The organism is Microbacterium hydrocarbonoxydans, from assembly GCF_900105205.1.
Lineage (GTDB): Bacteria > Actinomycetota > Actinomycetes > Actinomycetales > Microbacteriaceae > Microbacterium > Microbacterium hydrocarbonoxydans.
In genome coordinates, this window is record NZ_FNSQ01000005.1 from 1933158 (window position 1) to 1945314 (window position 12157).

Annotated in this window: 13 protein-coding genes; 9 read left to right on the top strand and 4 right to left on the bottom strand. The window is 68.6% G+C overall.

From position 1 onward, the window contains the following. Positions 1-28: 28 nt before the first annotated feature. Positions 29-2029 (top strand): threonine--tRNA ligase, encoded by a 2001-nt coding sequence (gene thrS, locus BLW44_RS09595; RefSeq protein WP_060926794.1) that lies wholly within the window; start codon positions 29-31, stop codon positions 2027-2029. Then, positions 2026-2574 (top strand): HIT family protein, encoded by a 549-nt coding sequence (locus BLW44_RS09600; RefSeq protein ID WP_060926795.1) that lies wholly within the window; start codon positions 2026-2028, stop codon positions 2572-2574. The genes thrS and BLW44_RS09600 overlap by 4 nt, the downstream gene beginning before the upstream one ends. 47 nt (positions 2575-2621) lie before the next feature. On the opposite strand, the gene pdxY is transcribed toward BLW44_RS09600, so the two are convergent. Beyond that, complete coding sequence (gene pdxY / locus BLW44_RS09605) at positions 2622-3473, bottom strand: pyridoxal kinase PdxY (RefSeq protein WP_060926796.1); 852 nt, start codon at positions 3471-3473, stop codon at positions 2622-2624. Positions 3474-3519: 46 nt separating this feature from the next. Next, on the bottom strand, positions 3520-4827 hold the full coding sequence (locus tag BLW44_RS09610; protein ID WP_060926797.1) for an aminotransferase class I/II-fold pyridoxal phosphate-dependent enzyme: 1308 nt from the start codon (positions 4825-4827) through the stop codon (positions 3520-3522). 112 nt (positions 4828-4939) lie between these two features. On the opposite strand from BLW44_RS09610, the gene pdxS reads away from it, so the two are divergent. Together pdxS and pdxT are read left to right on the top strand one after the other, a co-directional pair. After that, positions 4940-5833, top strand: coding sequence for a pyridoxal 5'-phosphate synthase lyase subunit PdxS (gene pdxS, locus BLW44_RS09615; RefSeq protein ID WP_060926798.1), 894 nt, complete (start codon positions 4940-4942; stop codon positions 5831-5833). Then, complete coding sequence (gene pdxT, locus BLW44_RS09620; protein ID WP_060926799.1) at positions 5823-6431, top strand: pyridoxal 5'-phosphate synthase glutaminase subunit PdxT; 609 nt, start codon at positions 5823-5825, stop codon at positions 6429-6431. Before pdxS ends, pdxT begins: the two co-directional genes overlap by 11 nt. Here the strand turns inward: pdxT and BLW44_RS09625 are convergent. Both BLW44_RS09625 and BLW44_RS09630 read right to left on the bottom strand, forming a co-directional pair. Further along, positions 6410-7804, bottom strand: coding sequence for a pyridoxal phosphate-dependent decarboxylase family protein (locus BLW44_RS09625; protein WP_060926800.1), 1395 nt, complete (start codon positions 7802-7804; stop codon positions 6410-6412). The two genes, pdxT and BLW44_RS09625, sit on opposite strands and share 22 nt — an antisense overlap. Before the next feature lie 43 nt (positions 7805-7847). Next, entirely contained in the window at positions 7848-8534 is a 687-nt protein-coding gene (locus tag BLW44_RS09630; protein ID WP_082724517.1) for a carboxylesterase family protein, read from the bottom strand. 87 nt (positions 8535-8621) lie between these two features. Between BLW44_RS09630 and BLW44_RS09635 the strand changes: the two genes are divergently transcribed. The 5 genes from BLW44_RS09635 (at position 8622) to BLW44_RS09655 (ending at position 12142) form a co-directional block, all read left to right on the top strand. Next, positions 8622-9383, top strand: coding sequence for a YebC/PmpR family DNA-binding transcriptional regulator (locus BLW44_RS09635; RefSeq protein WP_060926801.1), 762 nt, complete (start codon positions 8622-8624; stop codon positions 9381-9383). A 45-nt stretch (positions 9384-9428) separates the two neighbouring features. Beyond that, positions 9429-10010, top strand: a complete 582-nt coding sequence (ruvC, locus tag BLW44_RS09640) for a crossover junction endodeoxyribonuclease RuvC (RefSeq protein ID WP_060926802.1) — start codon at positions 9429-9431, stop codon at positions 10008-10010. Positions 10011-10019: 9 nt separating this feature from the next. Then, positions 10020-10625, top strand: a complete 606-nt coding sequence (ruvA, locus tag BLW44_RS09645) for a Holliday junction branch migration protein RuvA (protein ID WP_060926803.1) — start codon at positions 10020-10022, stop codon at positions 10623-10625. Then, a complete protein-coding gene (gene ruvB, locus BLW44_RS09650; protein ID WP_060926804.1) occupies positions 10618-11643 on the top strand; it encodes a Holliday junction branch migration DNA helicase RuvB in 1026 nt (341 codons plus the stop codon). The genes ruvA and ruvB overlap by 8 nt, the downstream gene beginning before the upstream one ends. Before the next feature lie 79 nt (positions 11644-11722). Continuing rightward, positions 11723-12142 (top strand): preprotein translocase subunit YajC, encoded by a 420-nt coding sequence (locus BLW44_RS09655; RefSeq protein ID WP_060926805.1) that lies wholly within the window; start codon positions 11723-11725, stop codon positions 12140-12142. The last annotated feature ends 15 nt before the right edge of the window (positions 12143-12157 follow it).

The window sequence follows — 12157 nt, forward strand, 5'->3', positions numbered from 1 at the left end:
CATGCGAGTAGCCTAGATCCAGACCCAGATGGAGTGTGCAGTGCCTGAAAATGCTCAGCCGAAAGACGGCTTCGCCCTGTTCTCTGACCGTTCCGTCGTCGCGATGCGCGTCGGCGGCGTCCTCAAGGACCTCGCCGCGACAGTGACCGATGCCGACGACGTCGAGCCCGTCACCATCGACAGCCCCGACGGGCTGAACATCCTCCGCCACTCGGCCGCGCACGTGCTCGCGCAGGCGGTGCAGCGCATCAACCCACAGGCGAACCTCGGCATCGGCCCGCCCATCACCGACGGGTTCTACTACGACTTCGGCGTCGACACCCCGTTCACGCCCGAGGACATCAAGGCCATCACGAAGGAGATGCAGCGCATCATCCGCGAGGGGCAGCGCTTCGTGCGCCGCGTCGTCACCGACGACGAGGCACGGGCCGAGCTCGCCGACGAGCCGTTCAAGCTCGAGCTCATCGGACTCAAGGGCGGCAAGGAAGCCGCTGAGGGCGCATCGGTCGAGGTCGGCGAGGGCGAGCTGACGATCTACGACAACACGACCCGCGACGGCGAGGTCGTCTGGAAGGACCTCTGCCGCGGGCCGCACCTGCCCAACACCCGCATGATCGGCAACGGCTGGGACCTCACCCGCATCGCCGCCGCCTACTGGCGCGGCAGTGAGAAGAACCCGCAGCTGCAGCGCATCTACGGCACGGCATGGCCGTCGAAGGACGAGCTGCGCGAGTACCAGCACCGCCTCGAGGAGGCCGCCAAGCGCGACCACCGCCGCCTCGGCAAGGAGCTCGACCTGTTCTCCTTCCCCGAGGAGATCGGCTCCGGTCTCTCGGTCTGGCACCCGCGCGGCGGTATCGTGCGCGGCGAGATGGAGCAGCACGCCCGCAAGCGCCACATCGCCGGCGGCTACACCTACGTGTACACCCCGCACATCTCGAAGGAAGACCTCTTCCTCACCTCGAACCACCTCGTCACCTACAAGGAGGGCATGTACCCGCCGATCGTCATGGACGAAGAACGCGACGACGAGGGCAACATCACCAAGCAGGGCCAGGACTACTACCTGAAGCCGATGAACTGCCCGATGCACATCCTGATCTACAAGGAGCGCGCGCGCAGCTACCGCGATCTGCCCCTGCGGTTCGCGGAGAACGGCACGGTATACCGCAACGAGCTGTCGGGTGCGCTGCACGGCCTCACCCGCGTGCGCGGCTTCACCCAGGACGACTCGCACCTCTTCGTCACCCCCGACCAGCTCGAGGGCGAGGTCGCGAAGGTCCTGGAGTTCATCCTCTCGATGCTCCGCGACTTCGGCCTCACCGACTTCGAGCTCGAGCTGTCGATGAAGGACGACGAGAAGTCGAAGTGGATCGGCTCCGACGAGTTCTGGGAGTCCTCGACGGATGCGCTGCGGCGCGTCGCCGTGGCATCCGGTCTGAAGCTCACCGAGGTGCCGGGAGAGGCCGCGTTCTACGGTCCGAAGATCGACCTGAAGACGCGCGACGCGATCGGCCGCACCTGGCAGCTGTCGACCGTGCAGGTCGACCCGAACCTGCCCGAGCGCTTCGAGCTCGAGTACATGGACAAGGACGGGCAGAAGAAGCGGCCGATCATGATCCATCGCGCTCTGTTCGGGTCGATCGAGCGGTTCTTCGCCATCCTCCTCGAGCACTACGCGGGTGACTTCCCGGTCTGGCTCTCGCCCGTCCAGGTCGTCGGCATCCCCGTCGCCGACGAGTTCGCCGACTACCTCGGCGAGGTCGTCGACGCCCTGCGCAGCCACGGAGTCCGTGCCGAGCTCGACACCTCCGACGACCGGATGCAGAAGAAGATCCGGACGCACACCACCGGCAAGGTGCCGCTGCTGCTGATCGCGGGGGAGAAGGACCGCGACGCGGGCACCGTCTCGTTCCGCTACCGCGACGGCACGCAGGAGAACGGCGTGCCGATCGCCGACGCGGTGGCGCGCATCCGTGCCGCGATCGACGCGCACACCCTCGTGCAGACAGCAGGGGACCTGGCGTGACGACGCCTTCGGAGCCGTGGGAGGACGCCGGCGAGTTCGCCGGCGTCCCCGACGAGTTCCAGCGGCTGTGGACCCCGCACCGGATGGCGTATATCCAGGCCGGCCCCGAGCCGCTTCGCGAGGAGTGCCCGTTCTGCGAGGCGCCGAAGTTCCCGGATGCCGAGCGGCTGATCGTCGCACGGGGGGAGACGGCCTACGTGCTGCTCAACCTCTTCCCGTACAACTCCGGTCATCTGCTGGTGTGCCCGTACCGCCACATCGGCACGTACGACCAGGCAACGCCCGAGGAGGTCGCCGAGATCGGCGCCCTCACCCAGACGGCCATGCGGGTACTGCGGGAGGTGTCGCGCTGTGACGGCTTCAACCTCGGGATGAACCAGGGGGCAGTGGCGGGCGCCGGCGTCGACGGTCACCTCCACCAGCATGTAGTCCCGCGGTGGACGTCGGATGCGAACTTCTTCCCGATCATCGCGAAGACCAAGGCGCTCCCGCAGCTGCTGGGCGAGGTCCGCGACGCCGTCGCCGAGGCCTGGCCCCGGCCGTAGCGCCACGCGCCCCCGGCGGGCAGTGCCCTACCGGGGAGCCGCCGTGCTCAGCGGATCTGGCGCGCGGTGAACTGCATGCGCGGGTGCGCGTAGAACTCCTGCGCCTCGACCAGCTGCAGCTCCCGCTCGCCCGAATCCAGCGTGGCTGAGAGCAGGTCGAAGACGCTGGATGCCGTGCGCTCGAGCGCCGTCTTCGCATCGGACGTCTCGACGTAGTGTGCCGTGAAGAGCGCTGCGGTGACGTCGCCGGAGCCGTTCGCCTTCATCGGAAGCCGAGGAGTCTGCACGATCCAGGCGCCGGTGGAGTCCGCGACGAGCATCTCGATCGTGCCCTCTTCGCGATCCGGGCGCTCGACGCTGGTCACGAGCACGGTGCGCGGCCCCATCGCCATCGCGAGGTCGACCGAGGCGAGGGTGGACTCCAGCGTGTCGGGCTCGGTGCCGGTGAGGAATCCGAGCTCGAACTGGTTGGGCGTGATGATGTCCGCGACCGGGACGACCTTCTCGCGCAGCAGGATCGGGATCGCCGGGGCGACGAAGCATCCGGACTTCGCGTTGCCCATCACCGGGTCGCAGGCGTAAACCGCGTCGGGGTTGGCCGCCTTGACCCTCGCGACCGCGTCGATGATCACGTCGCCGATGCCCTCACCGCCCTGGTACCCGCTGAGGACCGCATCGATGCCGCCGAAGACGCCGCGCTCCTCGATGCCGGTGATCACTTCGCGGACGTCGTCGGGGGAGATCAGCGGACCGCGCCAGGCGCCGTATCCGGTGTGGTTGGAGAAGTTCACGGTGTAGACCGGCAGAACCTCGACGCCGATGCGCTGCAGGGGGAAGACGGCGGCGGAGTTGCCGACGTGTCCGTAGGCGACTGCGGACTGGATGGAGAGCACCTTCATTCTCCGATCCTTTCATTCAGGGCGGGACTGCTCCCGCGGCGGTGGGTCATCGCACGGCGGCGACGAGGTCGGCGACGAGCGTGTCGGCATCCTCATCCGACAGATCGTGCACGGTGAGGCGCAGGTGATGCGAGGGGTCGGCGCGCTCGTCGAGCGCGAAGTCGTCTCCCGTGCGGGCGAGCCATCCACGCCGCATGAGTCCCTCGGCGACGACGCGAGCCGGCTTCGGCAGGCCGATCCACAGGCTCAGCCCGTCGGGTGTGGGGGAGTCGAGGCCGTGCTCGCGCAGACGCGCGGCGAAGGCGGCATTGCGTGCGGCATAGTGCTCGCGGGCGTCGGAGATCCGCGCCGTGACCGCTGGATCCGTGAGCTGGGTCAGAGTCAGTCGCTGCAGCAGGTGGCTCACCCAGGTCGTGCCGGGGCTGAGACGCATCGCCAGGCGTTCAGCGGTGGTGCGGTCGGTCGCCGCGATGGCCAGGCACATGTCGGGGCCGAGGAACTTCGACACCGAGCGGACCAGGGCGAATCGCCGATGCGTCGGTCCGATGAGCGATTCGTACGGGCGCTGCGACAGCATCGAGAAGTGGTCGTCCTCGATGATCAGCACATATGGATGATCGGCCAGCACAGCCCGCAGCTCGGCCGCCCGCGTGGCGGTGAGGCTCGCACCCGTGGGGTTCTGCGCCCTGGGCGTGCAGATCACGGCGCGGACGCCCGCATCCAGTGCCGCGCGCAGACCGTCGACCGTCATGCCCTCGTCGTCCACCGGCACCGGGACCGCTCGGTAGCCGCCGAGACGCACGGTGTGGATGCTGGCGAGGAAGCACGGGTCCTCCAGGGCCACCGCGTCGTCGCGCATCAGCGCCTGGGCGAGCAGTCGCTCGACCGCATCCACCGCGCCGCTCGTGATCGTGACGGCGAAGTCGAGGTGACCGAGGTCCTGAGCGATCCACTGCCGCGCCCATTCGTCGAGCCCACGATCGATGACGGGCTCGCCGTACAGCACCGGGCGCCCGGCGACGGTCGCGAGGGCCTGAGAAGGGTCGGGGATCAATCGCGGGTCCGGATTGCCCGTCCCCACGTCGCGGAGCACGGTGTCGGAGGCATAGCCCTCCTGCGCGACGGATTCGTGACCGGTGATCACGGTCCCGGCGCGGCCGCGCGAGACGACGAGACCCGCCTGCGCGAGCTGACGGTAGGCGGCTACGGCCGTGTTGCGATTGACGCCGAGGGTCGAGGCGAGCTCACGCACCGGAGGCAGCGGGCTGCCGGGAACGAGGATTCCGCGGTCGCGCAGCGCACGCACACTGTCGGCGATGTCCGCTGCGGTCGTTCCGGTGATCTGGTCGCTCATGGGTCCTCGTGTCGATTCTAGGTCGTTCTGGACAGTGCTATCGTTTGGCCTAGATCAAACGACATTTCGTTCGGTCCGACCCGAACCCGTGCTTCAGCCGACAGGAGCTCCCATGACCGAACAGACCACCACCGGATCCTCGCGCGTCAAGCGCGGTCTCGCCGAGATGCTCAAGGGCGGCGTCATCATGGACGTCGTCACCGCCGAGCAGGCGAAGATCGCCGAGGATGCCGGAGCGGTCGCCGTGATGGCGCTCGAGCGGGTGCCGGCCGACATCCGTGCTCAGGGCGGCGTCTCGCGGATGAGCGATCCCGACATGATCGACAGCATCATCGATGCCGTCTCCATCCCCGTCATGGCCAAGGCCCGCATCGGTCACTTCGTCGAGGCGCAGGTCCTGCAGGAGCTCGGCGTCGACTACATCGACGAGTCCGAGGTGCTGTCGCCGGCGGACTACGTCAACCACATCGACAAGTTCGGCTTCACGGTTCCCTTCGTCTGCGGCGCCACGAACCTCGGCGAGGCACTGCGGCGCATCAACGAGGGCGCGGCGATGATCCGCTCCAAGGGCGAGGCCGGCACCGGTGACGTCTCGGAGGCGATGAAGCACATCCGCAAGATCCGCGGCGAGATCGCGGCCCTCACGGCACTGCCGAAGGACGAGCTCTTCGTCGCAGCCAAGGAGCTGCAGGCACCCTACGACCTGGTGGCGGAGATCGCCGAGACCGGCACCCTTCCCGTGGTGCTGTTCGTCGCGGGTGGCGTGGCCACACCGGCGGATGCCGCGATGATGATGCAGCTCGGCGCGGACGGCGTCTTCGTGGGGTCCGGCATCTTCAAGTCGGGCAACCCCGCTGAGCGTGCGAAGGCGATCGTCAAGGCGACCACCTTCTTCGACGACGCGAAGGTGATCGCCGAGGTGTCTCGCGGTCTGGGCGAGGCGATGGTCGGCATCAACGTCTCCGACCTCCCGGCACCGCACCGCCTCGCCGAACGTGGCTGGTAACCCTCGGGTCGGAGTCCTGGCGCTGCAGGGCGACGTGCGCGAGCACGCCGCCCTGCTGTCCGGGCTCGGTGCGGACGTCGTCCTGGTGCGTCGTCCTGAGGAGCTCGCCGCGGTCAGCGGCCTCGTGATCCCCGGGGGAGAATCGAGCGTCATCGACAAGCTGTCCCGCGCCTTCGGCATGCAGGAGCCCATCCGTGACGCGATCGCCGCAGGACTCCCCGTCTACGGCACGTGCGCCGGACTGATCCTCCTCGCCGACGAGGTGCTCGACGGCATCGCCGGGCAGGAGTCGTTCGGGGGGATGGACATCGCGGTGCGCCGCAACGCGTTCGGGCGGCAGAACGAGTCGTTCGAGACCTCGCTGTCGGTTCCGGTGCTCGGGGATGCTCCGGTGCGGGCCACGTTCATCCGCGCACCGATCGTCGATCGCGTCGGGCCGCAGGTCGACGTGCTCGCCGCTCTGCCCGACGGCGGAGTCGTCGCGGTACGGCAGGGGGCGCTGATCGGGACGAGCTTCCACCCCGAAGTGGACGGGGAGACGCGCTTCCACGAGCTCCTCCTCGAGAACGCGCGCGCCTACCGTCGTTCGGTCGCCTGAACGACGAGACCGCGGATGGCCGCGACCGTGCGGTCGATATCATCCCGCGTGGTCGCCCAAGACGACATCGAGCACCGCAGTGCGGCGTGACCGTCCCAGGCGGCACCGGTCAGCGCCGCGGTGCCCTCGAGGAGCACGGCCTCACCGAGTGCTGTCGTGGCATCGTCGGAATCGAGCCGGAACATCACCTGCGTGTAGTCGACCTCGTTGAGGACGCGGATGCCGTCGATCGCGGCGAGGCTGGCGGCCATCGCCGCCGCGTTCTCGTGCAGCCGATCGATGAGGTCCGACACGCCGCGCCGACCGAGGCCGCGCAGCGCCGCCCACGCGGGCACTCCTCGTGCGCGGCGGGAGAGCTCAGGTGTCACGTCCCACGGGTCGAGGCTCGTATAGAGGAGGTAGTCGCCGCCGGTGCGGAAGGCGGCGATCGAATCGGCCGGATCACGGACGATCGCCATGCCGCAGTCGTACGGCACGTTGAGCGTCTTGTGGGCATCAGTGGCCCAGGAGTCCGCCGCCGCCATGCCAGCGGTCAGCGGACGCAGCGACTCCGAGGCGGCGGCCCACAGGCCGAAGGCCCCGTCGACGTGCACCCAGGCGCCGTGCTCTTGGGCGATCGGGATGAGGGAGGAGAAGTCGTCGAAGGCGCCGGTGTGGACCTCTCCCGCCTGCAGGCAGACGATCAACGGGCCCGACGCGTCGGCGAGGATCCGTTCGAGAGCGTCCGGACGCATCCTCCCCTGATCGTCGGAGTCGACGATCAGGAGCTCCTGCCGCCCGATGCCGAGGAAGCGGGCGGCTCTGTCGATCGATCCGTGACGGTGCGCGCCGACGACGAAGCGCAGCCGCGGCGAGTCGCGGATCCCCTGTTCGCTGAGGTCCCATCCTGCTCGGGCGAGGACCGCGTTGCGCGCGGTCGTCAGACACGTGAAGTTCGCCATCTGGCAGCCGGTGACGAAGCCGACGCTGGAGGAATCCGGAAGGCCGAGGATGTCGAGCATCCAGCGCCCGGCGACGCGCTCCATGGCGACCGTCGTCGGGGTGAGGGTCGCGGACCCGGAGTTCTGATCCCACGCCGACACGAGCCAGTCGGCGGCCAAGGCCGCAGGATGTGTGCCGCCGATGACGAAGCCGAAGAACCGTCCTCCGGGGATGGCGACGAGTCCCGGATCCGCAAGACGCGCGATCTCCTCGATCACCGCCTCGGCGTCTGCGCCCTCGTCGGCGAGCGGGCCGCCGAACGCGTCCAGCATGTCGTCGAGGTTCGCACGCGGCCACACGGGCCGATCATCCAGCGTGCCGAGGAAGTCCACGGCGGCGCGGTGCGCGGCGTCGAGGCCGCGGGCTCTGTCTTCGGTGACATCGTCGTCCATGTGTCCGGACTACACCCGTGCACGGCCTCGCGCCAGAGGGATATCAGCGGAGACGCCGGTGGGAGAGCAACCAGTCGTAGAACCGCGGGTTCTCGTAGGTCGCGGTCCAGGAATCGTGACCGACGCCAGGGTAACGCGTGAACTGCACGTCAGCGCCGAGTGAACGGAGCTCAGTCACGATGTGCTCCGTGGCGGAGATCGGCACGACATCATCCGCATCTCCATGGAACGCCCAGACGGGCAAGCTGCGGATCGGTGCAGCGCTCTGCAGCCAGAGCCCGCCGCAGACGGGCGCGATCGCAGCGAACCGATCGGGATACCGCACCGCCAGGCTCCAGGTTCCGTAAGCGCCCATGCTGAGTCCGGTCACCGAAATGCGTGCGGCATCCACGCGATGCTCCGCGACGACCTCGTCGAGCAGTACGGAGAGTGTCGAGAGTTCCGCGACCCACTGGCTCGACGCGCCGCACTGTGGCGTGACGAGGATGAAGGGGAACTCGTGGCCGGCATCCGCCAGCTTCGGTGGGCCGTGCAGCGCGGCCAGGTCGAGGTCGGAACCCCGTTCGCCTGCACCGTGCAGGAACAGCACGAGCGGCCAGCGCCTGTCCGGGTCGGCGTCGTAGTCGTCCGGCAGATGGATCAGGTATCGCAAGGTGTCGGCCGGCATCGGCTCGTGGGCGCGCACCTCGGATGTGCGGAGGACAGGGGCGACGTGTCGGGATCTGCGCATATGTCCATCCTGAACCACTCGCGTGGTTCGATAGAATGGACGATGCCCTGGGCTGAGCCCCGGGGCGGATACGACGAGCGGAGACTTATGTCCGGGCATTCCAAGTGGGCCACCACGAAGCACAAGAAGGCCATCATCGACTCCAGGCGCGCCAAGTCCTGGGCCAAGCTCATCAAGAACATCGAGGTCGCCGCGAAGCTCGGCGGACCCGACCTGCAGGGCAATCCGACTCTGTTCGACGCCGTGCAGAAGGCGAAGAAGACCTCGGTCCCGAAGGACAACATCGACCGCGCAGTGAAGCGCGGAGCGGGCATCGGCGGCGAAGCGGTCGAGTACACCTCGATCATGTACGAGGGGTACGGACCCAACGGCGTCGCGATGATGATCGAGTGTCTGACCGACAACAAGAACCGCGCAGCGGCAGAGGTGCGCACCGCGCTCAGCCGCAACGGCGGAACGCTCGCCGACCCCGGCAGCGTCGCCTACAACTTCAGCCGCAAGGGCGTCATCGTGGTCGGCTCCGAGGGCACCACCGAGGACGACGTCATGATGGCGGCGCTCGAGGCGGGTGCTGAGGAGATCGAGCCGCATGCCGAGGGCTTCGAGATCATCACCGAGGCGACCGACCTGGTCGCCGTGCGCAGCGCGCTGCAGGATGCCGGCATCGACTACGAGTCCGCAGACGTCGAGTTCGTCCCGAACCTCAAGGTCGAGATCGACGCCGACACCGCTCGCAAGATCTTCCGTCTGATCGATGCGCTCGAAGACAGCGAGGACGTGCAGAACGTCTTCACCAACTTCGATCTCAGCGCCGACGTGCAGGCAGAGCTCGAGAACGACGACGCGTAGGCGCGCCGGACGTCCTGGCGGCGGTACGGCGAATAGCCTGGGCGAGTGACCTCCTCTCTGCGCGTCCTCGGCATCGACCCTGGGCTCACCCGCTGCGGCGTCGGCGTCGTCGACGTCGACAGGGCGCGCCGAGGCACTCTGGTGCACGTCGGGGTGATCCGGTCCGCCCCCGAGATGCCGATCGGCGAGAGGCTCGCGCTGGTCGCGGCCGGAATCCGGGAGGTCATCGCCGAGCATCGCCCTGACGCGGTCGCGGTCGAGCGCGTGTTCGCGCAGCAGAACAGTCACACGGTGATGGGCACGGCCCAGGCGAGCGGTGTCGCACTGCTGCTTGCGGCGGAGGCCGGGTTGCCAGCCGCGACGCATACGCCGAGTGAGGTCAAGGCCGCGGTGACCGGCTACGGCTCCGCCGACAAGCGTCAGGTGCAGTCCATGATCGCCCGCATCCTGCGCCTGGATGCTCCGCCGCAGCCCGCCGATGCGGCCGACGCCCTCGCGATCGCGCTCTGCCACGCGTGGCGACGTGGCGCGGCCGGCGCTCCAGGACAGGAGACGCTGACTCCGGCGCAGCGCGCCTGGGCCGACGCGGAGCGTGTCGCTCGAACATATCTACGATCCGGTGCGTAGGCTGGAGCGATGATCTCCTCGCTGCACGGCGCCGTCCTTCACTCGACCGCCGATCAGGTCGTCATCGACGTCGGAGGAGTCGGGTTCTCCGTCGCGGTGCCTGCCGATGTCGCGCATACAGCGACGGTGGGCGAGAAACTGCTGCTGCACACGAGCCTCATCGTCAGAGAGGATGCTCTGTCGCTATACGGGTTCATGGACCGCAGCGAGCTGGAGATCTTCGGACTCCTGATCAGCGTCACCGGCGTCGGGCCGAAGTCCGCGCTCGGGGTCCTGTCGCACCTGACCGTCGACCAGATCGCCGAGGCGGTCACCGCGGAAGACGACGCGCCCTTCCGCCGCGTCTCGGGAATCGGGCCGAAGACGGCGAAGCTGATCGTGCTGCAGCTCGCCGGCAAGGTCCACCCGGTCGGAGCGCCCTCGAAGCAGGCTGCGAGCGGACCCGTCGACGTCGTCGATCAGGTGACCGCCGCGCTGGTCGGACTCGGCTGGTCGGAGAAGGTCGCCGCCGAAGCCGCCGCCCAGACCGCGGCCGAGGCGACCGAGGCCGAGCGCGCCACCGTCGCGCCGCTGCTGCGCCGTACGCTGGCACTGCTGGGGCCGGCGCGTGTCTGAGGCGCGTGACGCGACGGAACCCGTCGACGACACCGAGCTCGCGATCGAGGGGGCGCTGCGCCCGACGAGTCTCGACGAGTTCGTCGGTCAGCAGAAGGTCCGCGGCCAGCTGCAGCTGCTGCTCGACGCCGCGCGCATCCAGAACCGACCACCGGACCATATCCTGCTCGCCGGTCCTCCAGGGCTCGGGAAGACGACGCTCGCGATGATCGTCGCGCACGAGAGCGAGCGGCCACTGCGCCTGTCGAGCGGTCCTGCGATCCAGCACGCCGGTGATCTGGCAGCCCTGCTGTCGAGCCTGGTGCCGGGCGAGGTGCTGTTCATCGACGAGATCCACCGGATGGCGCGCTCCGCCGAGGAGATGCTGTACCTCGCGATGGAGGACTTCCGCATCGACATCATGGTGGGCAAGGGCGCTGGGGCGACGAGCATCCCGCTGGAGCTCGCGCCCTTCACGCTCGTCGGTGCGACCACCCGCTCGGGTCTCCTGCCCAACCCGCTGCGCGACCGCTTCGGGTTCACCGGGCATCTGGAGTTCTACGACGAACCGGAGCTCGAGAAGGTGATCGAGCGCTCGGCACTCGTCCTCGGTGTCGACGTGCCCAGGGACTCGCTCTCCGAGATCGCACGGCGCTCGCGCGGCACGCCCCGAATCGCCAACCGCCTGCTGCGACGAGTACGCGACTACGCGCTCGTGCACGGGGGAGGAGCCGCGACCCTGCAGAGCGTCCAGGCGGCACTCGAGCTGTACGACGTCGATCCGATCGGTCTGGACCGACTCGACAGGGCGGTGCTCGAATCGCTCGTCCGCCGGTTCCGCGGCGGCCCCGTGGGACTCAGCACGCTCGCCGTCGCGGTCGGCGAAGAGGCCGAGACGGTCGAGAGCGTCGTGGAGCCCTACCTCGTCCGGATCGGCTTCCTCGGGCGCACTCCGCGGGGGCGAGTCGCCATGCCCGAGGCGTATGCGCATCTCGGTGTCGCGCACCCGGACGGGGCGCTTCGCCTCGATGACCTATAATCGCTGAAGACTTCCCCTGATAGAACTGCGCGTGCATTCCGGCGCGCGCACCTGAGAAAGGCCCTTCGCCACCATGCCCATGGAAATCCTGCTCTTCGGCCTTCTCGCCGTGCTCGTCGTGTTCATGTTCGTCAACGGGCGCAAGCGTCAGAAGCAGATGAAGGCCGAGCAGGAGGAGAAGGCGACCAAGACGGTCCCCGGCGTGAAGGTCCTGCTCCAGGGCGGCATCTACGGCACCATCGTCGCGTACGACCACGACGACCTCGACTCGCCCGCTCTCGTCGAGATCGCCCCCGGCACGGTCATCGAGGTGCACAGCCAGGCGATCCTCCGCATCGTCGAGCCCAAGGGCGTCGTCGCGGACGAGCTCGACTCCGACGTCGTGGTCGTCGACGAGACCCCGCTGGCCGACCAGGCGCCGCTGACCGACGACGCTCCCTCGATCGAGACCGCCGAGGAGACCCGCCGTCGCCTCGAGCGCGACGCCGACGACAAGTAACCGCCGCACCGTAGC